This is a genomic window from Rugosimonospora africana (assembly GCF_016862975.1).
Classification (GTDB): domain Bacteria; phylum Actinomycetota; class Actinomycetes; order Mycobacteriales; family Micromonosporaceae; genus Rugosimonospora; species Rugosimonospora africana.
The window spans coordinates 1-22,693 of record NZ_BONZ01000034.1; the positions used below are offsets into that span (position 1 = coordinate 1).

18 protein-coding genes are annotated in these 22,693 nt (G+C 71.3%); 9 read left to right on the top strand and 9 right to left on the bottom strand.

All coding sequences use genetic code 11. The annotated features are described in order from the left end of the window. Window positions 1–205 precede the first annotated feature (205 nt). The 3 genes from Raf01_RS17690 to Raf01_RS17700 all read left to right on the top strand — a co-directional run bounded on the left by Raf01_RS17690 (window position 206) and on the right by Raf01_RS17700 (window position 6,863). Window positions 206–1,324 carry a GntR family transcriptional regulator gene (locus Raf01_RS17690; protein ID WP_203919014.1) on the top strand — a complete coding sequence of 373 codons (1,119 nt, stop codon included), beginning with the start codon at window positions 206–208 and terminating at the stop codon, window positions 1,322–1,324. Between the two features lie 321 nt (window positions 1,325–1,645). Then, window positions 1,646–6,100: a glycoside hydrolase family 38 N-terminal domain-containing protein gene (locus Raf01_RS17695; RefSeq protein WP_203919015.1), complete on the top strand. Its 4,455-nt coding sequence runs from the start codon at window positions 1,646–1,648 to the stop codon at window positions 6,098–6,100. Next, a complete protein-coding gene (locus tag Raf01_RS17700; RefSeq protein WP_203919016.1) occupies window positions 6,093–6,863 on the top strand; it encodes a DUF7158 domain-containing protein in 771 nt (256 codons plus the stop codon). The genes Raf01_RS17695 and Raf01_RS17700 overlap by 8 nt, the downstream gene beginning before the upstream one ends. 170 nt (window positions 6,864–7,033) lie before the next feature. On the opposite strand, the gene Raf01_RS17705 is transcribed toward Raf01_RS17700, so the two are convergent. From Raf01_RS17705 to Raf01_RS17715, 3 genes are all read right to left on the bottom strand, one after another. After that, the gene (locus tag Raf01_RS17705; protein WP_239133690.1) at window positions 7,034–8,197 is read right to left on the bottom strand and encodes an endo-1,4-beta-xylanase; all 1,164 of its coding nucleotides are present in this window, start codon (window positions 8,195–8,197) and stop codon (window positions 7,034–7,036) included. 261 nt (window positions 8,198–8,458) lie between these two features. After that, entirely contained in the window at window positions 8,459–9,640 is a 1,182-nt protein-coding gene (locus Raf01_RS17710) for an ABC transporter permease (protein ID WP_203919017.1), read from the bottom strand. After that, window positions 9,637–10,569: an ABC transporter ATP-binding protein gene (locus tag Raf01_RS17715; protein ID WP_203919018.1), complete on the bottom strand. Its 933-nt coding sequence runs from the start codon at window positions 10,567–10,569 to the stop codon at window positions 9,637–9,639. The genes Raf01_RS17710 and Raf01_RS17715 overlap by 4 nt, the downstream gene beginning before the upstream one ends. 332 nt (window positions 10,570–10,901) lie before the next feature. Here Raf01_RS17715 and Raf01_RS17720 point away from each other — a divergent pair, with 332 nt between their 5' ends. Further along, entirely contained in the window at window positions 10,902–11,741 is an 840-nt protein-coding gene (locus tag Raf01_RS17720) for a DMT family transporter (RefSeq protein WP_203919019.1), read from the top strand. 84 nt (window positions 11,742–11,825) lie between these two features. Here the strand turns inward: Raf01_RS17720 and Raf01_RS17725 are convergent, their stop codons facing one another. From Raf01_RS17725 to Raf01_RS17735, 3 genes are all read right to left on the bottom strand, one after another. Then, a complete protein-coding gene (locus tag Raf01_RS17725; protein ID WP_203919020.1) occupies window positions 11,826–12,425 on the bottom strand; it encodes a GNAT family N-acetyltransferase in 600 nt (199 codons plus the stop codon). Between the two features lie 80 nt (window positions 12,426–12,505). Further along, the gene (locus Raf01_RS17730; RefSeq protein WP_239133691.1) at window positions 12,506–13,060 is read right to left on the bottom strand and encodes a hypothetical protein; all 555 of its coding nucleotides are present in this window, start codon (window positions 13,058–13,060) and stop codon (window positions 12,506–12,508) included. 304 nt (window positions 13,061–13,364) lie between these two features. Next, on the bottom strand, window positions 13,365–13,628 hold the full coding sequence (locus Raf01_RS17735; protein ID WP_203919021.1) for a hypothetical protein: 264 nt from the start codon (window positions 13,626–13,628) through the stop codon (window positions 13,365–13,367). Window positions 13,629–14,198: 570 nt separating this feature from the next. On the opposite strand from Raf01_RS17735, the gene Raf01_RS17740 reads away from it, so the two are divergent. Next, window positions 14,199–15,158 (top strand): glutathione S-transferase family protein, encoded by a 960-nt coding sequence (locus tag Raf01_RS17740; RefSeq protein WP_239133718.1) that lies wholly within the window; start codon window positions 14,199–14,201, stop codon window positions 15,156–15,158. A gap of 105 nt (window positions 15,159–15,263) precedes the next feature. Here the strand turns inward: Raf01_RS17740 and Raf01_RS17745 are convergent, their stop codons facing one another. Continuing rightward, window positions 15,264–16,691 carry a carbohydrate-binding protein gene (locus Raf01_RS17745; protein ID WP_239133692.1) on the bottom strand — a complete coding sequence of 476 codons (1,428 nt, stop codon included), beginning with the start codon at window positions 16,689–16,691 and terminating at the stop codon, window positions 15,264–15,266. Between the two features lie 565 nt (window positions 16,692–17,256). Between Raf01_RS17745 and Raf01_RS17750 the strand changes: the two genes are divergently transcribed. Both Raf01_RS17750 and Raf01_RS17755 read left to right on the top strand, forming a co-directional pair. After that, window positions 17,257–17,832, top strand: a complete 576-nt coding sequence (locus Raf01_RS17750) for a DUF6585 family protein (RefSeq protein WP_203919024.1) — start codon at window positions 17,257–17,259, stop codon at window positions 17,830–17,832. A 29-nt stretch (window positions 17,833–17,861) separates the two neighbouring features. Further along, window positions 17,862–18,326 (top strand): hypothetical protein, encoded by a 465-nt coding sequence (locus Raf01_RS17755; protein ID WP_203919025.1) that lies wholly within the window; start codon window positions 17,862–17,864, stop codon window positions 18,324–18,326. Between the two features lie 76 nt (window positions 18,327–18,402). Here Raf01_RS17755 and Raf01_RS17760 read toward each other — a convergent pair whose 3' ends face one another. Both Raf01_RS17760 and Raf01_RS17765 read right to left on the bottom strand, forming a co-directional pair. Beyond that, window positions 18,403–18,822, bottom strand: coding sequence for a nuclear transport factor 2 family protein (locus Raf01_RS17760; protein ID WP_239133693.1), 420 nt, complete (start codon window positions 18,820–18,822; stop codon window positions 18,403–18,405). A 118-nt stretch (window positions 18,823–18,940) separates the two neighbouring features. After that, a complete protein-coding gene (locus Raf01_RS17765) occupies window positions 18,941–19,585 on the bottom strand; it encodes a class I SAM-dependent methyltransferase (protein WP_203919026.1) in 645 nt (214 codons plus the stop codon). A 285-nt stretch (window positions 19,586–19,870) separates the two neighbouring features. On the opposite strand from Raf01_RS17765, the gene Raf01_RS17770 reads away from it, so the two are divergent. Together Raf01_RS17770 and Raf01_RS17775 are read left to right on the top strand one after the other, a co-directional pair. Beyond that, the gene (locus Raf01_RS17770; protein ID WP_203919027.1) at window positions 19,871–21,118 is read left to right on the top strand and encodes a LacI family DNA-binding transcriptional regulator; all 1,248 of its coding nucleotides are present in this window, start codon (window positions 19,871–19,873) and stop codon (window positions 21,116–21,118) included. A 27-nt stretch (window positions 21,119–21,145) separates the two neighbouring features. After that, window positions 21,146–22,537 (top strand): type 2 periplasmic-binding domain-containing protein, encoded by a 1,392-nt coding sequence (locus tag Raf01_RS17775; protein WP_203919028.1) that lies wholly within the window; start codon window positions 21,146–21,148, stop codon window positions 22,535–22,537. Window positions 22,538–22,693: the final 156 nt, after the last annotated feature.

A 22,693-nucleotide genomic window follows, 5' to 3' on the forward strand; every position in this document is an offset into this window, starting at 1 on the left:
TGGTCCGGGTCGTAGCGCGGCGCCAGACGCGCCGAGCCGGACTGGTCGGAAACGTGTCCCCACGGCGGGGCGCGGCCTTGGCACACTGGGCCGGCGGCGGCCTCGGAGGGGCGGCGGGTCACCGCCCCGCGAGTTCGCCGTGCCGACACCGCTCACGCCGACACCGCTCACCCGGAACCTCTCTTCGGACAGAGGATGAGAATCGATGATGCAGCACCCCAACGCTCCGCTGTACCAGCAGGTCAAACGCATCCTCGTCGGGGCGATCTCCCGGGGCGAGTACGAGCCCGATCAGCCCTTCGTCACCCAGCGCGAGGTGTGCGAGCGGTACGGCGTGAGCACGACTACCGCGGTACGTGCCCTCAACGAGTTGGTCGCCGACGGGATCCTGGTACGCCGTCGCGGCAAGGGCACCTTCGTCGCCGACCGGAGCGGCCGCCCCGCCACGGACGCCGGTGGCCCGGCCATCGCCTGTGTCGTCCAGGGGCTGTCCGGGCCGCACGTGTCGCAGATCGTACGGGGCGTCGAGTCGGTCTGCGCCCAGCGCGGGTACCGGATGTTCCTGTCCGAGTCCGACGGCTCCGCCGACCGCCAGGGCCGGGCGCTGCGGCAGGCGATCGACACCGGCGCCGGAGGCGTGGTGCTGTACTCGGTCGAGGGTGAGACGAACACCGACCTGATCGAGGAGCTGCGGCACCGCCGCATCCCGCTCGTGCTCGTCGATCGGTACCGAACCGATCTGGCCACCGACGCCGTTGTGGCCGATGATTTCGGCCTCGGGTACGACATCACCCGGGAGCTGATCGAGCGCGGACATCACCGGATCGCCACGCTCTGGACCGAGACGAACTGCACGAGCGTGCGCGATCGGCTCACCGGTCACGAGCACGCGCTGCGCGAATACGGGCTGCCGATCCTGCCGGAGCTGACCCGGCTCCGGCCGTACCACACGCTGTCCGGCGGTTCCCAGCGCTCGGCGCTGTCCCGGTTGCTGGACAACGTCGAGCCGCCCACCGCGTTGCTGTGCGCCAACGGCTACATCCTCGCCCGCGCCGCCACCGACCTGCTGCACCTGAGCGGCGCGCTGCCCGCGGACGTGGAGCTGGCCAGCATGGACGACGCCGGCCCGTACGACATCGCGCCGCTGACCGTGCTCTCGGCGACGTTGCCGTCGACGGAGATCGGCCAGCAGGCCGCCGAGTTGGTGATCGATCGGATCGGGGCGGAGGACCCGTACCGGGACGTGCGGCGCATCGTCCTGGGGGTGCGGATCCGCCGCCGCGACGGGATCGCCGCGCGGCTGCAGGCGACCGCCGCCCGCTAGCGCGGCCGCTCAGCGTTCGACCCGATGCCAGCCGCTGGCGCCCGGGTCGCTGAGTGGTCGCCGCGACGCCAGAGCGTGGCGCACGACCGCCCAGCGTTCGGCGCGGCCGCCAGCCGCTGCCGCGGCGGCTACCGCAGGCAGCGGCGCACGACCGTCACACACAACCGCAGGCGGTCGCGCACTGCCGTCCCACACAACCGCAGGCAGTGGCGCACGGCTACCGCGTTCCCTTGACACGTTAAAGCGTTGAGCCCGAGGATGTCCGATACGGCCAACCGGGCACCCATCCGACAACCGGGCCGTCCCCATTCGAGGAGTGTCATGTCACTGCCGTCCATCCGGGCCGAGTCCACTGACCTGTTCATCGGTACGCCGGACGCGCCGCGGCAGGTTCTCCGGGTCACGCTGCGCCCAGCCGATGCCGAACGGCGCGTCACCGTCACCGGACCCGGGGTCAGCGGCACCGCCATCGCGCCGGCCGCCGGTGGCGAGAGTGAGACCCTGGTCGAGGTCGGCCTGGACATCGACGCAGAGCCGGGCGCCGCGGTGCCGGTGACCGTGACCGTGAGCGACGCGAACGGGGCAGCCGACGCGACGGCGGACACCACCGTGACGGTCGAGCGCACCGGCTACACCCTGCACATGGTGTCCCACTTCCACTACGACCCGGTGTGGTGGAACACCCAGGCGGCGTACACCACGCCCTGGGAATGGCTGTCCGGCGACGCCAGCACCCGGCCGCTGTTCGCCAACAACTCCTTCGCGCTCGTCGACGCGCACCTCGACCTGGCGCTGCGGGACCCCGATTACCGGTTCGTGCTGGCCGAAATCGACTACCTCAAGCCGTACTTTGATGTGCACCCGCAGCGCCGGGAAGACCTGCGCCGGCTGCTGGCCGAGGGTCGGGTGGAACTGCTCGGCGGCACGTACAACGAGCCGAACACGAACCTGACGGCGGCCGAGACCACCATCCGCAACCTGGTGTACGGCATCGGGTACCAGCGTGACATCCTCGGCGGAGATCCACGGACCGCCTGGCAGCTGGACGTCTTCGGGCACGATCCCCAGTTCCCCGGCTATGCCGCGGCCGCCGGGCTGACCGGAAGCGCCTGGGCTCGCGGCCCATTCCACCAGTGGGGGCCGATCCTCAAGAACTTCGGACCGCCGGCCGACGGTGCCACCGTCATGCAGTTCCCGTCTGAGTTCGAGTGGATCGCACCCAGCGGGCTTGGCGTGTTGACCCACTACATGCCCAACCACTACTCCGCCGGCTGGTGGATGGACTCCTCCGCCACGCTCGACGACGCGCAGAACGCCGTGTATGAGCTGTACCGCGCCCTCAAGCCGGTCGCCGCGACCCGGCACATGCTGCTGCCGGTCGGTACCGACTACACACCCCCGAACAAGTGGCTGACCGCGATCCACCGGTCGTGGAACAGCCGGTACGTGTGGCCCCGGTTCGTCTGCGCCACTCCCCGCGACTTCCTCGACGCGGTGCGGGCCGAGCTCGCCGGATCCGGCCGGCGGCCGTCCCCGCAGACCCGGGACATGAACCCGGTCTACACCGGCAAGGACGTGTCGTACATCGACACGAAACAGGCACAGCGCGCCGCCGAGGTCGCCGCGATTGACGCGGAAAAGCTCGCCACCATCGCCACCGTGCTCGGTCTCGGCCGCTATCCACAGGCAGCGCTGGACAAGGTGTGGCGTCACCTCGCCTTCGGCGCGCACCATGACGCGGTCACCGGTTCGGAGTCGGACCAGGTATACATCGATCTGCTCGGCGGCTGGCGCGAGGCGCACGATCTCGCGGCCGGAGTCCGGGACACGGCTCTCGACGCTCTCGTCTCGCGGGTGGACACGACCGGGTCGGGCCGGGCCGTGGTGATCACGAACACGCTGTCCTTCGACCGGTCGGACCTGGTGCGGGTGCCGGTCGCGGGGCCGGCCGGGGTGCTGGACGACACGGGGGCTCCGGTGCCGGCGCTCTACGACCGCGGCACGTTGACGTTCCACGCCGCCGACGTGCCGGCGATGGGATGGCGAACCTGGCGCCTGACCGACGACGCCGCACAGCAGGAAGCCACACCGGCGCCGCAACAAGACGAGGCCGGGCACCAGGAGACGGCACCGGCACGAGACGAGGCCGGGCAGCCAGGAACCGACATCGGCGCGACGACCCAGAGCTGGGTCGAGGCCAGCGGCGACAGCATCGCCAACCAGCGGTACCGGGTCGTCGCCGACCCCGCCCACGGCGGCGCCCTCAGCTCCATTGTGGACACCGCGACCGGCCGGGAACTGCTGCGCGGGTTGGGTAACGAGCTGCGCGTGTACGACGAGTACCCGACGCACCCGCAGTTCGGCGAGGGCCCCTGGCACCTGCTGCCCAAGGGTACGGTCGCCGGCTCGTCCGCCTCACCGGCCATAGTGCGCCGCTTCACCGGCCCGATCGGCGAGCGGCTGGTGGTCACCGGCACCGTCGACGGGATCGACTACGAGCAGGTCGTCACGCTGTGGAGCGGCGTGGACCGGATCGACTTCCGTACCCGGGTACTGGACCACGCGGTGCAGGACAAGCTGGTACGGGTGAGGTTCCCGGTCGACCTGCCCGGCGCGCTGCCGGTGTCGGAGGTGGCCGCGGCGGTGGTCGGTCGCGGGTACGCGCTGCCCGACGTGGACTCGGCCGAAGCGCCGTGGACGCTGGACAACCCGGCCAACACCTGGTTCGGTCTCGGCAGCACGGCGCGCGTGCGCCTCACCTCCCCGGACGGCGTACCGCTGGGCGAGCGGGCGATCGGCGTCGCTGAGGTGGTCGTGCCGGGGGTCGACGACGGCGCGGACGCCCGCGACCTCGTCGTCGCGCTGGCCCGAGCCGGTGTCACCGCGACGACGTCCAGTGCCGACGGATCCCGGTACGGCTGGCTGAACGTGGACTCCAACCTGCCGGACTTCCGCATCGTGCTGGGCGACGCCGACGCCAACGCGGTGACCCGGGACCTGCTGGCCCGGGCGGGGTCGGGGTACGCGGACGCCCTGGCCCGGCACGGCGTCGTGTGGATCCCGGCGGAGCGGCCACTGCCACAGGTGTGGCAGCCGAACGCCGACCTGCGCGACCTCCGCGCGCTACCGGCGCTCGTGGTCTCCGGCCCGGTCGAGGCCATCGTCGCCGACCTGGCCGACGCGACGCTGGAGGCGACCGCGCTGGAACCGCCCGCCGAGCCGCTGACCGACGCGACCGTCGCGCTGCTCACCTACGGGCTGCCCGGTTTCGCCGTCGATCCGACCGGAGCGCTGCACCTGTCGCTGCTGCGCTCGTGCACCGGCTGGCCGTCCGGGGTGTGGATCGATCCGCCACGGCGTACCGCGCCGGACGGCTCCGCGTTCCAGTTGCAGCACTGGACGCACGAGTTCCGGTACGCGCTGGTGTCCGGCGACGGCGACTGGCGGGCGCTGACGCTGCCGGCCCGGGGACAGGAGTACATCACGCCGCTGCTGCCCCGGCTGGTCGAGACGCTGCCCGAGGCGGCATCCGGGGCGTTGCCGGCCACCCACTCGTTCGTCCGCGTCGAGCCGGCCCGCCGGGTGCTGCTGAACGCGCTCAAGCCGGCCGGCAACCCGATAGCGTCCGGCAGCGCCGCCGAGGCTGACCCGGCCGCGCGGGTGACGCTGCGCCTGGCCGAGAGCACCGGGCTGGGCAGTGTGTCCGAAGTGGACGGTGCGCTGTCGCTGACCGACCGACGGGCGGCGGACCTGCTCGAGCGCGACCTGGGGCCGGCTCGGCTGGAGCTGACCGGCTTCGAGGTCGCGACCATCACCGCCCGACCCTCGCTTCCGGCAGCGGAGGCTGGGACGCCGTCAGGAACGCCGGCGGAAACCGTTGAGCCGCACGGCGCGCCGGCGGACACCGACACACCGCCGGAGACCGGAACACAGCACGAGACCGGAGCTCAGACCGGGACCGCGGCGCGACGGCCGTTGCTCGGCCCGGCCGGCGAGGCGGTGCAGCCCGTCTACAGCCGGTACTGGTTGCACAACCGCGGCCCCGCCCCGGCCGGGTACCTGCCGGTGACCGTCGCCGCCTCGCCCGGCCTGCTGCGTACCGGGGGCGAGCCGGTCGACGTCGACATCGTGCTCGCCTCCCAGCTGCGCGACGCCGAGCACGAGGGCATCGTGACGGTCACCGCCCCCGAGGGGTGGCGCGTCGAACCAGAGTCCCGGGTGTACCGGTTGCCGGCCGGCGGCTGGCAGCGCTTCACCGCCACGGTCACTCCCCCGCCCGGTACCCCGGAAGGCTTGTATTTCACGGCCGCCCGCCTGGTGCACGACGGCACGACGGTCGAGGATGTCGTCACCGTCGTGGTCGGGGAGCCGGACGGCGCGCTGCCGGTGCCCGGCCCGATTCCGCCGAATGACGTGGTGTTCGCCGGTACCACCGCGAGCACGGCCCGGGAGACCGGCCTGTCGGTGGACGTCGTCAAGCCCGAGGTGGTGCTGCGCGCGGGGCAGCGCGGTTCGGTGACCGTCACGGTGGCGAGCGCGGCCCGCGACGAGATCCGCGGCGAGGTGCAGTTGGTGTCGCCGTGGGGGACGTGGGAGCACCTCTCCGGCGTGGTGCGCGGTTTCACTGTCGCGGCCGGCGGCAGGTCCACAGTGGACTTTCCGGTCGCCGTGCCGGCGGACGCCGAGCCGGGCCACGCGTGGGCGGTCGCGAAGGTGATGTGGTTCGGCCGCTGCCAGTACACCCCGGCGGTGCGCCTGGTGGTGGCCGGTGACTGAGCGGGTGGCCGAGCGGGCGGCCGTCCTCGGGTACCTCGACGGCGAGCCGGTTCCCCGGGACCGGCTGGACCGGCGGCTCGCCCGGATGCGTCAGGGGTCGCGCTCGGCGATGCTTCCCGCGGTCGGCAGTCCGGAGGACCGGCAACTGGCCCGCTGGCTCACCCAGGTGATCCTCACCGAGGCGCTGTGCGAGGCCGAGGCGGCGGCCCGGGACCTTCCGCTGGATCCCCGGCGGTACGCCCGGCTGGACCACCAGGCGGCGGTGGAGTACGGCTCCATCAACGCCGCCGCGTTCCAGCGCAGTCCGGCGGTCCGGGCGGTCGCGCTGGACGTGACCGCCGGCGTGGGCGTCGTCGAGGCCGAGTTGCGCCGGTACTGGGCCGCCACCGCGCGCCCGGTGCCGGCCCGGTGGGTGCTGCGGCACCGGCTGGACGGCGGCCCGGCACACCGGCTCGGGCCGGCCGGCGCGCTCGACCTGCCCGCCGCGCTGGCCGGTGCCCTAGTGGGCGCGGCACCCGGCGACACGGTCAGGGTCACCGACCGGCTGGGCCGGCACGAGGCGCACGTCGTCGAGGTGCTGCCCGCACAGGAGCTGTGTTTCGAGCGGGACGGGCCCGGCCTGCGTACCCGGCTGGAGGCCGCGGCCCGGCGACGCGCATTCGCGCACTGGCTGGACGCGGCGCGCGCAGACCGCGTCCGGCTCGTTCCGGGGTTGGAGCATCCCGGCGATCCCCGGCAGCCGGACAACCACCACCGCCACTGACCGCGGTGCCGACGGCGACCCGGGCGGGCTCCGGGGCGCTCTCGCCGGCCCGCGCGACCCACCCGGCGACCGGGCCCGCACGATTTCCGTGCGGGCCCGGTCCGGGCGGGTGAGCGGCCCCCGCCGGGGCCGCACGCTCAAAAGTGGGCGCCCCCGTCGAGACCGCTCGCTCAGAAGTGGGCGCCCGCGCCGGTCCGATGCGGCGTGCCACCGGCGGCGAGACTCAGATCCTGCTGCATGGCGGTGAAGGCGGCCTTGGGGTTGAGGTTCACGTCGTAGATGTCCGCGTATCCCTCACCCTTGAACGTGTTCGGCACCCAGGAGTCCGCGTCGCTGACGCCCCAGACGGTGAACGAGAGGCAGTCGCGGACCGCGAGGCACGCCTTGAGCATCTGCGAGTACTCGTAGGGCTGCGCGAACGTGGCGAGCGAGTCGGTCGGGGTCTGGCTGGCGTCGGTGGTCTTGACGAACGTGCGCACATCGGCCTCGGTGATGGCCACCTTGAAACCGGCGGCGGTGTAGCGGCGCAGATCCTGGGTCAGCAGGGTCGGGAACCCGTACTGCGTGTCCAGGTGGCCCTGGTCGCCGACACCGTCGACCGGTACGCCCTGGGACCTCAGCTGCCGCACGAAGGCGTACACCGCGTCGCTCTTGGCGTTGGAGCCGTCCTCGCCCGCGATGTTGTAGTCGTTGTAGAACAGCAGCGCGTGCGGGTCGGCGGCGTGCGCCCAGCGGAACGCGTCGGCGATGATGCCGACCCCCAGGTGCGAGACCCAGAAGTCGTTGGGGTTGATGGTCGACGGGTTGCTGTCGGTGAAGAACTCGTTGGCCACGTCCCACTGCCAGATCTTGCCCCGGAAGTGGCTGACCTCGTCGGTGATGTGCCGGCGGACGATGTCCCTCAGCGCGCTGCTGGTGATGCTCCCGTCGGCGACGCCCGCGGTCAGCCAGCCGGGGATCTGGTTGTGCCACAGCAGGGTGTGGCCGCGCACCAGTTGGCCGTGCGCGCGGGCGAAGGACACCAGCTGGTCGGCCGGGCCGAAGTTCTCGGTGCCCCGGCTGGGCTCGATGGTGTCCCACTTCATGACGTTCTCGGCCGTGACGGTGCTGAACTGGTCCGCGACGATGCCGGCGTACGCGGTGTCGGCGGCCAACTTGTCCGTGTTCACCGCGGTGCCGACGCGCAGGCCGACGTGGGAGGCCAACGTGCGCAGCGAATCGGCGGGGGGACGGGAATGGCCGGCGCTCATGGGCGCTGCGCCGGCTGCGGTGCCGAGGATCAGGACGGCCGCCACTCCGGCGGCGGCGATCAGGGCAGGACGGTGGAGCTTCACGACACACTCCCTCACCAGGGGCGGCGGCGGACCCGTGCGGTACGCCGGCGCGATATCGGGAAGACAGGATCCGAAATTTTCGGCGCATTGCCGATAAACTGAGAACCTAGACCCGCGTACCGGCGTCGTCAAGGCGTCCATCGATGCCCCGATCCACGGCCGGGCATTTCCGGATAAGGCCATGTCAGCCCATATATAGACGACCGCGGCGCGCCCTCGAAGGGTGCGCCGCGGTCGTCGAAAAGTTTCGGGGTACCGCCGTCAGGCGGCCCGCCACGCATCCCGCAGCTTGACCCGGGCACCGCTGCGCAGCACCGCGTTGCGGTAGATCCGGGCGGACAGCAGCACCAGCAGTGGGATCACCACGACCATGCCGCCGACCGCGACCACGAGTTGCCAGACCGGTACGCCACCCATGGCCACCCGCATCGGCATCAGCGTCGGGGCGAACATCGGCAGCATGGACAGCGTCTCGATGAGGCCGCTGCTCGGGTCGCCCGGAAGGATCGACACGCCGAGCACGTACCCGGCGATGACGAGCATCAGAATCGGGGTCACCACGCCGCCGACGTCCTCCTGGCGGGACACCGTCGCCGCCGCGGCGGCGAAGGTCAGCGCGTACGCGACGAACCCGAGCAGGTACCAGACGACCAACCAGATCACGGTACTGAGGGCGGCCGACGTCGGGATCGTCAGCGCGCCGGTCAGCAGCCCGGCGGTGATGCCGGCTCCTCCCACGAGGACCATCTGGACGAAGCCGACGATGCCGAGGCCGACCACCTTCCCGGCCATCAGCTGCCACGGCCGGATCGCCGAGAGCAGCAGCTCGACCACCCGGGACGACTTCTCCTCCACCACCCCCTGGGCCACCATCTGCCCGGACAGCAGCAGGGACAGGTAGATCAGGATGCCCGCGATGATGCCCAGCACGAGTTGCTGGGTGTTGTACGTGTGCGGACGCTGGATCGAGGTGACCGTCACCGCCGCGCCCGCCACCGCCGCGTTGACGTCCGCCGGGTCGCCGCCCAGCGATTCGATCTTCTGGTTGAACGCGACCTGCCCGGCCAGCACGTGCAGCGCGTTGCCGAGCTTGGTGTCGAGATCCTTCTTCACCACGACCTGGACCGTGCGGCCGTCGCCGACCAGCAGGGCGTCGAGCTTGCCGGACTTCACCTCGTCGCGGCCGGTGGCCTCGTCGGGCACCGTGTTCGTGGCGACCGACTGACCGATCGACTTCGCGCTGGCCGACAGCGGCGCGGACAGCGACGAGGTCTGACCGGTCACGCCGACGGTGAAGTCGCTGTGGCCGGAGCCGCCGATCAGCTTCGTGAGGATGGCCACCGCGACGACGATGACGACCAGCACCACGGTCGAGATGACGTACGCCTTCGATCGGGCCCGGGCGAGAATCTCCCGCTGCGCGACGAGCCAGACGCTGCTCATGACTTCTCCCCGTTCGAATCGGTGGTGTCGTCGACCGGGACGGTCACGATGTGGCGGAACAGCTCCGTCAGGGACGGCCGCTGGCGGGCGAACTCGTGGACCGGCCCGGTTGCCAGGGCCGAACGCAGGACGGCCTGGTCGTCGGTGCCGGCGGTCAGCTCCAGCGAGGTACGGCTGCCCTCCTGGGACACGACCCGTACGCCGTCGAGATGGTCGGCCCAGCCCGGCTGCGCCTCGGGCGCGTCGACGACGAGCCGCTCGTCGCCGCCTGAGCGCAGCTCGTCGACGGTTCCGTTGGCGACCATCGAGCCGGCCCGCACGATGCCGATCCGGTCGCAGATGCGCTCGACGAGGTCGAGCTGGTGGCTGGAGAACATCACTGGTACGCCCTGGGCCGCCTTGTCCCGCAGCACCTGGCTCATCACGTCCACGGCGACCGGGTCGAGGCCGGAGAACGGCTCGTCGAGCACCAGGATCGCCGGGTCGTGCACGAGTGCCGCGGCGAGCTGGACCCGCTGCTGGTTGCCGAGGCTCAGCTTCTGCACCTCGTCGCCGCGCCGGGCGGCCACGCCGAGCCGGTCGGTCCACTCCCGCATCGCGGCGTTCGCGGCGGTCGCCGACATGCCGTGCAGCCGGGCCAGGTACACCAGCTGTTCGCCGACTCTCATCCGTGGGTACAGGCCGCGCTCCTCGGGCATGTACCCGATGTTCCGGCGGGTCTCGGTGGTGACCGGGCTGCCGTCCCACCGCACCTGTCCGGCGTCGGCGGCCAGGACGCCGAGGACGATCCGCATGGTCGTCGTCTTGCCCGCGCCGTTGCTGCCCACGAAGCCGAAGATCTCACCGGCGCGCACGTCGAATGACATGTCCGCCAAGGCGATGACATCCCCGTAACGCTTCGAGACTCCGTCGATCTCTAGCCGTCTCATCGCTCGTCCGATCCTGTTGGTTGGAGCACAGTGATATCACGAGGTGATCGCCCCAGCCGAGAGTCCGCCTCCGGAAGAGGGCTGGGCCACACGTGACGGCCGGCCGACGCCCGGGCCGGGCACTGGCGGCCGCGGGCAGGCCCGTGGCCGCCCCGGATGCGGGTGGGCCGCTCCGGATGCGGAGAGGAATCTTTGCGCGACTGAGGGGTAACAGCCCGGATGCGAACGATTCGACCGCGCGTCGCGGTACCCGTGCGCTGGGCACCCGGGGGTCTGGCGGAGGGCGCCGCCGGTACCGGCCGCGCGGTCGGAAGGGACGGCGTGTGAGCTCGATGACGATGGCGGTCCTGTTCGGCATCGGCTCAGCGGTGTTCTTCGCGTTCGGATCGGCGCTCGAGCAGCACGCGGCGCAGCAGGAGAAACCGACCCGGACCCTCGACCCCCGGCTGGTGCTGCGGCTGCTGCACCGCCCGCTGTGGCTGTTCGGCTGGGTACCGGACGCGGGCGGTACCGTCCTGCAGGCCGTGGCGCTCAACTACGGCGCGCTCGCGCTGGTCGAACCGCTGCTGCTCGGTGGAGTCTTCATGGCGATACCGCTGGAGGCAGCGCTGCAACGGCGCCGCCCGCACACCCGGGACCTCGTCGTGGTCGCGTTCGGTGTGGTCGGGCTGACCGCGTTCCTGTTCACCGGCGATCCCCGGGGCGGGATCACCGAGCCGTCGACGGGCGCCTGGATAGCCGTCGGGGCCGGGGTCGGCGCGGTGGTCTCGGTGTGCCTGCTGGTCGCGTGGCGGGTACGGGACGCGGCTCGCGGCGTCGCGCTCGGCATCGCGACCGGTGCCATGTACGGCGCCGCCGCCTCGCTGGTCAAGACGCTCACCGACCTGTTCGCCGATCATCCTCTGGCGGTGTTCGGCCACTGGCAGCTCTACGCGCTCGTGGTCGTCGGGGGTGCCGCGCTGGCGCTGAACCAGAACGCCTTCCAGGGCGGTCCGATCGCCGCGCCGCTGACCACGATCGCGCTCATCGACCCGGTCGTCGGCGTGATCATCGGAACCACCGCGTTCCACGAGCGGCTGTCCGCGACCGGCCCGCGGATCGTCGCGCAGGTCGCCGCCGCACTGGTGATGACCGTGTGCATCTGGCTGGCCAGCACCACCCGGCAGCGGTGACGGCCGGCCCGGTGGGGGCCTGCCCGGTGGCAGCGTGTCCGGTGACAGCCGGCCCGGTGGCGGCCTGCCCGGTGATGGCGGCCGCTACGCCGGGTCGCGCCACATCGGCCACATCGTCGGGTCCGGACCGCCCTTCGTGGCGAACGGCTCCCCGATGTCGAGGTACCCGTGGCGCAGGTACAGCTGCCGGCTGCGCGGGCTGCTCGCCTCCAGGTACGCCGGTACTCCCCGCTCGTCCAGCACCCGATGACGGCGACGCAGCAGCGCCGACCCGAGCCCACGGCCCTGCGCGCCGGGCCGCACCGCGAGGAACGCGAGGTGCTCGTGCGGCGGGCCGTCCGGGTGCGCCGCGTGCATCGCCTCGTCGAGGAGCTGAAACCGTTCGGTGTACGGGTCGCAGGCCCGCGCGACGCGTGCGTCGTAGTCGGGGATATCCGGTACCGCGTCCGGCGCCCCGGAATACCACACCGCGACGGCATCCAGCCCGCCCGAGGTGACCACCGTGCCGTGTTCGAGGGCGTGCCGCACGAGGATGTGGAAGTCGGCCGGCAGTACCCGGCGGCGCTCGTCCGGATCGGGTACCAGCCACTGGCAGACCGGCAGGTCGTGGAAGGCGTCCGCGATGAGTTGGGCGAGCGCCACGGCCTGCGCCGGGTCGGCCGCGCGCGTCGACGTGTCGCTCATGGTCTGCACTATGCGGGTCGGACGCCGGCCGGGGCAAGGCTCAGCGCGTCGCGGGCGGCGGCGGGGCGGGCAACCGGTCGCTACGGCCGTTCGGCGCCCAGCGGCCCGGTGGTCGCGGCCTCCCGACCGCGGCGGATCCGGCCCCACGGCTTGAACACCGCCAGCACCAGCGCGACCAGCAGGGCGATCGGCGACACGATCGGCGGGTACAGCATGCCGTGCAGCGCGGCATCCACCGGCGCCCCGGTGGCGAGCTGCCGCCCGACGCGGCCCAGCTCGGCCAGCCCCGGGCGCAGCGCGAGCAGGACCAGCCCGGTGAGCAGCAGGTTCAGCGCCAGCTTGGTGGCCACCCACCAGTACCGCAGCAGGCCGTACCGGCTGCCCATCCCGAGTACGAGGCCGCTGGCCAGGCAGACGAGCCCGGCGATGAACAGCGGCCACACCGCGACCAGCCCCACCACCTGATAGCAGAGCGCGACCGTCGCGTCGTCGTGCCGGATGAGCGACGTGAAGATCAGCACGGCCATGGCCACGTCGATGCCGATCCAGGCCCCCGCGGCGGCGATGTGCGCGACCAGCACCCACTTGCGGCCGCGGGCGCCGAGCCTGGGAAACCACGAGGTGTCCAGCCGCATTCCGCCCCCTTCGCCAGATCCAACCCGGCCAGTATTTCGGGGCGGAGCGAGGCGCGCATACGACCGCTGGCGGTATCGGCGGTACCACAATCGGGGTACCCGGACCGCGGCGGCTGCGTCCGGCGGGGCCGGACGGACGGCGGCTGAGCGGACGGGCGGACGGGCGCGCGGCGGACCGAGTGGACGGCGGCCGAGCGGACAGCGGACCCGAGTGGGCAGTGGACAGCAGCCCCGAGAAGATAGCGGACCGAGCGCGGCCGACCGAGTGGATCGAGGATCGCCCGGTCGTCGGCCCCGAGCCCGCTCAGATGGTCGGGCTCTCCCCCGACAGGGCATTGCGCTCGCGCAGGGAGAACAGGGCAGAGTCGCGCTCGTGGCCGGCAGGCAGCGCCAGTGCCGTCGCCAACTCCTCGATGGACTCCGAGTCGATGCCTCGGCTGCCGTCCGGCCCGGTACTCGTCCGCAAGTCGTTGGTCCGCAGCCAGTCCCTGATGTCCTGGGTCCGTACGCTCAGGCGCTGCGCGGCCTCGGAAACGCTCAGCCGGTATGCCTTGTCCTCGTCGACCATTCCCGCACCTCACCCGATCGCTGATACGACGGGTTTCCCGGTCTGCCCCGGACTAACCACGGCCGTCCCACCGCGCTCGGCGGCCGGGGACGGCGCGCGCCGGAGCCGGAAACGTCGCGCGCCGAACGCCCCCGGGATCCGGACACCGGGTCCGAAACCGGTCGAGACGGCCCACCATAGGTCCCGGGCGCCGGGCGAAGCCTGCGCCGTCCGACAGAAGGGCGTCCCGCAGAAGGGCGTCCCGCAGAGGGCCGTCGACACGTCGGCAGAAGGTCGTTCGGCACAAGTACGCCAACCCGCACGGGCGATCGGACCTCGGAGCCGAACCCGAGCATGGATCGCCGAGCGGCGTTCGGGGTCTGGGAGTACAACCAGGGGTATGAATCGGCTGGGTATGAATCGGCTGGACACCGTGACGCGACGGAGGGATGACGGACCATGTCCGAGGTGACAGAGGACAACGACTTTGACGCGTCAAACGGCGGCAGCCCCGACGCGTCCGGCAACGGCGCGTCCGAACCGCCGGGCGGCGGTCAGTACGTCGATCCGAACGGCGAGTTCAGCCGCGACATGCAGTACATCACCACCCGGATCACCGCCGACGGGCGCGACGGCTACCCCGTCGAGCCCGGCCGGTACCGGCTGGCGGTCAGCCGCGCGTGCCCGTGGGCGAACCGGGCGGTCATCGTCCGCCGGCTGCTGGGCCTGGAGAACGTGCTGTCGATGGCCCTCGCCGGGCCGACCCACGACGAGCGCAGTTGGACGTTCGACCTCGACCCCGGCGGTCGCGACCCGGTGCTCGGCATCGAGCGCCTCCAGGAGGCATACTTCGCCCGTTTCCCCGGGTATCCGCGCGGCATCACCGTTCCGGCGATGGTGGACATCCCGACCGGCCAGGTCGTCACGAACGACTTCGTCCAGATCACCATCGACCTGTCCACCCAGTGGACGGCCCATCACCGCCCCGGCGCGCCCGACCTGTACCCCGAACACCTGCGCGACGAGATTGACGCGGTCAACGACGAGGTGTTCCAGGACGTGAACAACGGCGTGTACCAGGCCGGCTTCGCCGGCAGCCAGGAGGCGTACGAGCGCGCGTACCACCGCCTGTTCGACCGGCTGGATCGGCTCTCGGAACGGCTGCGCACGCGGCGGTACCTGGTCGGGGACACGATCACCGAGGCGGACGTGCGGCTGTTCACCACCCTGGTCCGGTTCGACGCGGTCTACCACGGCCACTTCAAGTGCAATCGCAGCAAGCTGACCGAGATGCCGGTGCTCTGGGCGTACGCACGGGACCTGTTCCAGACTCCGGGATTCGGTGACACCATCGACTTCGTTCAGATCAAACAGCATTATTACGAGGTCCACCGGGACATCAACCCGACCGGCATCGTGCCCGTCGGTCCCGAGACGGCTGGCTGGCGCACCCGGCACGGCCGTGAGGTTCTCGGCGGGCACCCGTTCGGCGACGGCACTCCCCCGGGTCCACCGCCGCCACACGAAACGGTCCCCGCCGCTCGCCAGTAGGACAACGCCCCAACGGTCACGCGACCGTGGGCCCGCCGCGCATCTCCGGCGGGCCCACGGTCGTGCGATCCCCGCGTCCCCTCGACTTCCGTCAGGCTTCGCGCGTTAAACCACGACGATCCGATCGAAGTCCGGTGCCCATCCGCTCGGGTTGCCGAACCGGATGGTGTTGGCTCCGGCATTGAGGTTCAGCGTCACGCTCACCGACCCCACCGTGTCCCAGCCGCCCGAACTGGGCGTGTTCACCGTGGTCGCGGCGCCGCCGTTCACGCTGACCGTGGTCGACCGGTTCTCGCCCGAGGTGTAGTAGATGGTGACCGTGTGACTCCCGGCGGTACCGACGTTGACGTTGTTGAACTGGAGGTAGTTGGCGGTGCCGCCGCCGACGTACCCGACCAGCGCACCGCCCGAGGCGCCGGAGGACGACCGTACCGCGGCCTGCCCGGCACGCGTGTTGCTGGTGGCCTCGGCCTCATACGACGTACCGGTCGGCGGCGGGGTGGTGCCGCCCCCGCCACTGATCTGGCCGAGCCAGTCGTCGTTGGGGTGGACCATCGTGAACGTCAACGCCGGGCAGTCCAGCCGGCTGCCCGGCGCCGGGGAGGGCGCCGTGCTGTTGCTCGTCGTGACCGGTACCCACGTCGAGCCGCTCATCACCTGCACACCGCTGCTCTCGAACGCCCGGCCGGCGAGGTCGTGGCAGTAGTAGCCCGCCCCGGTGGCCGGGTTCACCGTGGTGTAGACCTCGAACATGTTCCAGCCGAAGCTGAACTGCGGCAGGTCGTACGTGCCCGAACTGGTGTAGTAGGTGTCCCAGGCGTGGGTCTGGTAGTTGTAGAGGTACGCCGTCCAGGTGTTCGCGGTGGTCGACGTCCGGTGCTCGTCCAGGCTGTAGGTGGTCCGGCCGTTCACGGTCGTGGTGTACGTGTTGAAGAAGCTCGTGTTCATCGCGGTCAGCTTGCCGACCGTGTCCCGACCCCCGCACCAGTCCCACGCCCAGAGGTCCGGGCCGCTCGGCGTGTACGCGGTGGTCATCTCGATGCACGCGTTGCCGGGCGGCAGGGCCGTCGGCGCGTAGACGTAGTCGCCGCCGCTGATCGGGCTGGTTCCGGTCAACACGCTCTGCGTGGCGTGCAGTCCCTGAACCTGGCTACTGGGCATGTTCACGCCCCAGTCGGTGTGCAGCTGTGCCGCCGGAGCGAGTCCGGTCGATCCGGTGCGCTGCTCGGTGAGCTGTTGGAACCGGTCGGCCGCGCTCCCGGCGGCAGCCCGGGCCTGCGGACCGGTCAGTCCGGGAACCACACCGCCGGTGGGCGCCATTGCGCCGCGCAGCGCGGGGTCGTCGGCGGCGGGCCGGAGCAGACCGGCGCCGTCCGGAGCGGCACTGTCCGGAGCGGCGCCGGCGGTCGCGGCGCCGGCCGTGGTACCGCCGGCAGCCGGCAGGGCCAGCGCGGCCGGTGGGCCGGCCACCGCACCGGTCGCCACCAGCGCGACCAGCACCGGTAGCACGCGGAGGATCCGTGATCGGCTCATGCGATTCCCTTCTCGTGAGAGCGACCCGCGCCATGCGGGGCCACCCGGCCGCGCCGCGGGCCGGACGGCCGCGCGGCACGACCCTCGCAGCATCCCTGCGAGCGTTGGCAGACATCGAAGTATTCGAAATATCGAACGGCATCCGACGGATGCACGCACGTTAAAGTTGACTTCGATGTTTGTCAATGCCTCACGTAGGGCCACCAGCGATCACGCTGCGCACAGTGAACAGGTGTCGAAGAAGGCGCTCGCCGGTATCCTCGCTCTGTCGCATGCTGTTCGCGATTTCGGCTGAACGGCAAACCCCGGCGAACGGTTGGCGGGTCACCCGCGCCGGGCGGCTGTCAGGCCGCCCGCGGCGGGCGGACGCCGCGGACGCACCCGTGCCGGTCCACTGTGGACTGTCCGCCGGCGCGCGGGCCCGGGTGCCGGGACCGGCGGGCTCCCGACCCCGGACCGGCCGGTCGAGCGGGCCACGGGCCAGCGACGACATCGCGGGACTGCTACGGTCTTGCCTGATCTTGTCTTCGCGGCGGCTTGTCATGACAGTGGAAGGAACGCGACGGTGACTACGGGAGAGGGACAGGTTCCCGGTAACGCGGCGGCGGCGCCGGTACCGCCGGAGGTCGTCCAGGCGGCACAGGCGCACAACTTCGGGCGGATGGAAAGCACCCGGTCGCTGGCGAATCCCCGGCAGACGTCCGTCCTCTGGCTGGTCATCGGGATCGTCTGCTTCGTCGTGCTCTGGCTGCTGTCCGAGGTCGGGTCGAAGAACTCCAGCCTGAGCGTGCTCTGGTCGATCCTGCACTTCTTCGGGCTGCTCTTCTGCTTCGCCGGGGTGTTCGCCATCGTGGCGGCGATCCGCGTCCTCGTCACCGGTGCGCGCTCCTACTACGTGTACGAGAACGGCTTCGTCTACCGGCACAACGGCAACGTACGCGCCATCGCCTGGCCGGAGGTGACGTCGTTGCAGTCGGTTCTCGGCACCCGCGGATCGAACTCCGGCAAGTTGACCCACTACAACCTGAACGTCCAGGGCATCAAGCCCATCCCGATCCCGATCCAGATCGTGAACGGCCGGGACGACTTCCTCGACCACCTGATCGCCGCGCTCGGCCGGTTCAACCGGCCGGTGGTCTGACAAAGGGCGTGGTCCGACGAGAGGCCATCATGCAGCCTGAACCACAGAATCCGGCCGGGGCGCCGCAGCCCCCGCACCAGCAGCAGGCGTACCCGCAGCAGCCGTACGCATCCCAGCAGCCGTACGCACCGCAACCGCCCTACGCACCGCAACAGCACCCGCGCCAGGGATTCCCGCCGTACCAGCAGCCGGGCACCGGTCAACCGTCGAGTGCGGGTCAGCCGCCGGGTCCGGGTCAGCAGCCCTACCTGCCGGGTGCCGGCCAGCCGCATTACCAGCAGGCGGCATCGTCTGCCGCGGCGATGAGCGCGAAGGCCCGGCATGGGCAACGGAACATGGTCTTCGGTGGGCTGTGGCTCGGCGGCGGGCTGCTCATCACGATTATCACGCTCAGCTCCGGCTCACCCGTGTTCATCGTCGCCTGGGGAGCGATCCTCGGCGGCCTCATCCAGTTCATCGCCGGGGCACGCGAGTACTCCAAGAACAAGGGGTGACCTCTGGTCGGCACGGCCCGCGGTTGACGCGTCAAGCGGCGTCAGAGGTTTCACGCGTTAAGGAGCCCAGTCGGTTTCACGCGTCAAGGTATGTCCCGTGCCCCTGCACGACGAGCGGGCCGTCGAACACCAGCACCTCGTTGACCAGCCCGCCGTTCTGATTGCGGTAGTTGATGACGAGGGTGTCGATGCCGACGTACGTCGCCACGACCTCGAAGTGCAGGCCGGGGATGCGGGCCAGTCCCTCCGCGTAGTACGCGCGCAGCGCGGCCTTGCCGCGGACGACCCCGTCACTGCCCGCGATCAGGCGCGCCGCGACCGGAGACGTGAACACCACGTCCTCGGCGAAGTCTTCGAGCAGGCCGTCCAGGTCGTGAGCGTTCCACCGGGTGACCCAGCGCTCGACGAACTCCCGCGCGGTCGTCTGGTCCATCCCGGGATTCTCCCAGACGGCCAGCCGTACCGGGGCATGGGGCGGCACGGTCGGTCGCCCCATGCCCCGACGGCCAGTGACCGACGGCCGGGGCCGACGGCCGACGGCCGACGACCGGAGACGGAAGGCCGAAGACCAAAGAGAGGCGCCCGAAGACCGAAGGCCAAAGACCGGCGCAGCGTCACCGCCCCGGCCGGGACAGGGTGAGCGACTGGAAGTGCCATGTGCCCGATTCGACGACGTGGAAATCCTCGACGTCGAACGACTCGCGGGCGAACCGCTCGATCTGCTGGTCGGTCCGCCAGGAGAAGAACCGGGGCGGGTCGTACCCGTCCCGGTCCCAGACACCCTCCGTGCCGTCGCCGCCCCACTCGCCGAGGAAGAACAGGCCGCCTGGGCGCAGTACCGACCGGATGTTCCGCAGGACCGCGGGCAGGTCGGCGTTCGGTACGTGCAGCAGGCAGTTCATCGCGTACCCGGCGTCGAACGACCCGGGCGGGAAGTCCAGACTCATCAGTTCCATCAGGTGTGCCTCGATGCCCCGCTCCCGGCACCGGGCGACCATCGCCGGGGACAGGTCGACCGCGACGACGTCGATCCCGTTGTCCCGGAAGAACACGCTGTCCTCTCCTGTGCCGGGACCCAACTCCAGCAGGCGGGCGCACCGCCCTTCGCGCAGCCGCGCCAGGAAACGCTCGCGCTCGTCGAGCTTCCACGGCGCCTTGACCATCCCGTCGCGCCGCCGCACCGCGCCGTCGTAGGCGGCGCGGAGCCCGGGAACGACATCGCCGTAGCGGAACGGCGCTTCGCCATCGGTGGTCGTCATGACATCCCTCCCGTTTCCGCGATTCTGCTCGGGCAAGGTACCCGGCCGACGCGAGGAACGGTAGCGCCGCCGGGGCGCCGAAACGGCTCTTGACAACGACCGTCCCGCCGAGTTGTCTGATGAGGCGAACGTTCGCCTAACCGACGACGTGCCATCGACGACGTGCCGTCGCCCCGAGCGCTCGACCACGCACGGGTCCGCCCGTCGACGGCCGGGGCGGGGTGCTCACCACTCGATCGTTCGGTCCGGCGGGCGTCGCCCGCCGGATGGCGAGGGGAGGCTGGCGTGGCGCAGACGTACGTGTCCCTCAAGGACGTCGCGGCTCGCGCGGGCGTCAGTTTCCAGACCGCGAGCAAGGTGCTCAACGGCAACCGCAAGGTGGTCTCCGAGGCCACCCGCGAGCGCATCCTGGCCGCCGCGGAGGAACTCGGTTACCTGCGCAACGCGCTGGCTCACGGCCTGGTCACCAGCTCGACGTACACCGTCGGAGTGATCGGCGACGACCTCGGCGACTGGGTGTTGGCGCAGTTCGTGGTCGGCGCCGAGCAGGCGGCCAGGCGGCGCGGCCACTCCGTCCTGATCAGCACCACCCATCGGGACGGGACCGACTTCGAGGGTTGCGTACGCCAGCTGCTGGAGCGCCGGGTCGACGGCATCCTCGCGGCCGCTCCCCGTTCCGAGAACGACCCCGGCATCGGCGACCTGCTGCGCGGGCGGGTTCCGGCGGTCAGCATCCACCACGTACCCGGCGGATCGGTGCCGGTGGTCGGCTCCGACCACGCCGAGACCGGCCGGTTGGCCGCCGAGCACCTGCTCGGCCTGGGCCACCGGCGCATCGCCACCATCGTCGGCCCCGAGGAGCGCCGGGTCACCCGGTCCCGGTTGCGCGGGTTCCGCGCCGCGTTGGACGAGGCCGGTGCCGCGCTGCCTGACTCCCGGCTGGTACGCGCGGACTGGACCGCGGCCGGTGGGTTCACCGCCATGGGGGATCTGATCGCGCGCGATCCCACGGTCACCGCGGTGTTCGCCCAGAACGACGACATGGCCACCGGCGCGCTCGCCGCGCTGTGGCACGTGGGTCGCCGGGTACCCGACGACTGCGCGGTCGTCGGCTGCGACGACCTGCCCCAGGCGCCGTTCCTGGTTCCCCCGCTGACGTCGGTGCACATCCCGTTCCGGGAGACCGGCGAGATGGCGATGGCGCTGCTCCTCGACCGCATCGACGACAACGAGCACGCCGACCGGGTACTCATGCCGGTGCGCCTCATCCCGCGCGCCTCGACCCTCGGCCGGGCCGCGACTCTCGACAGGACTACGCCCATCGGCCGGTCCTCGACCCTCGACCAAGCCACGATCCTCGACCAAGCCACGACCGACTCCGCCGACCCGGCCGGCGCATCCCCCGAAAACGAGAAAGAGCGCGGCTCGCCCGGCGGCAAAGACCACGCGTCCCGCAAGAGGTCCGGCACACGCGCCAGGACGGTGCCCGGCCCACGCGCCGGCCGAAAGCCTGGCGCACACCCCCAGGAATGACCCGGCACACCCCCAAGGAGTAACCACATGAAGCGGACACTCAGGAGCCGGAAACCGCGCCGCCGTCCCCGCGTGCGCGGCGGCCTGGTCGCCGCGGCGGCCGGGCTTCTCGCCGTGAACCTGCTCGCCGCGTGCGGCGGCGGGGCCGCGAGCGGCGGCCCCACCCCGACGGCGTCCAGTTCCACGTTCATCGCCAACTGCAAGGACGGGGCCACCAAAATCACGTTCTGGGCCTGGGTGCCCGGGATTTCCCGCGCGGTCGCCGCGTACAACGCCGGTCACCCGGACACCTGCGTCGAACTGGAGGACGTCGGTGCCGGCAACCCCGAGTACGTGAAGCTGACGAACACGCTGAAGGCCGGCTCCGGCGCCCCGGACGTGGCCGAGGTGGAGTACGACGAACTGCCGTCCTTCGAGATCACCCACAGCGTCCTGGACCTGTCGAAGTACAACGCGAACTCGGTGAAGGACAAGTTCGTCCCGTGGGTGTGGCAGGAAGTCAGCAGCGGCGACTCGGTGTGGGCGATTCCCGGCGACGCCGGCCCGATGGCCTTCTACTACAACGCGACGCTGCTGTCGAAATACCACATCAATCCCCCGGCCACCTGGGCCGAGTTCGCCACCGCGGCGGCCGCGCTGCACAAGGCCGCCCCGCAGACGTACCTGACCAGCTTCGCCGCCACCGACCTGCAGTGGATCCTGAGCCTGATGGCGCAGGACAACGCGTTCCCGTTCCAGTACAGCGGCGGCGACACGGTGACCATCAACTTCACCGGGCCGGCCCAGACCGCCTTCGCCGACTACTGGGACCAGTTGTTGAGCGCCCACCTGGTCAACCCCGGCACAGACGTGGACGCGCCGTCGTTCGCCAACCTGGACAAGGGGATCGACGCGAGCTGGCTCAGCTCCGCGTGGGGGCCGTCGTACTTTGCCCCGGCCGCGCAGGCATCGGTCGGTTCCTGGCGGGCCGCGCCACTGCCCCAGTGGACCGCCGGCACCAACGTCGCCGCCAACTGGGGCGGATCGTCGTACCCGGTGTTCAAGCAGTCCAAGCACCCGGCCCAGGCGGCCGCGTTCGCGATCTGGCTCAACGCGACCGACGAAGCCTGGAACATCACGAAGACCGCGCCGTCGTCGCTGTTCCCGACGTACAAGCCGCTGCTCGCCGATCCGACGTTCCAGGATCTGACGGTACCGCTGTCCGGGACGGCGACGCCGTACGTCGCGTTCTCCGCGGCGGCCAACAGCGCGACGCCGGTGCAGTGGCCGCCGTTCATGACCGAGGCGCTGACCCAGTCGACCACCGCGTTCGCCAATGTGGCCTCGGGCAAGCAGACGCTCAAGGCGGCGTTCGCCGGCTTCCAGAAGACGCTGGTGAACTACGCGAAGCAGCAGGGCTTCAAGGTCTCCACCTCCTGACCCGACTGGTCTGGGTCGCGTGGTGCCAGACGCGCCGAGCCAGACTGGCCGGCAGGGTGGGCCGGCGGGGCGCGTGCTCCGCCGGCCCGGCCACCGGGATCCGCCGGGGCCGGACCGGATCGGGCGGATCCCGGTGGCCGGCGGAAGCAGTACCCG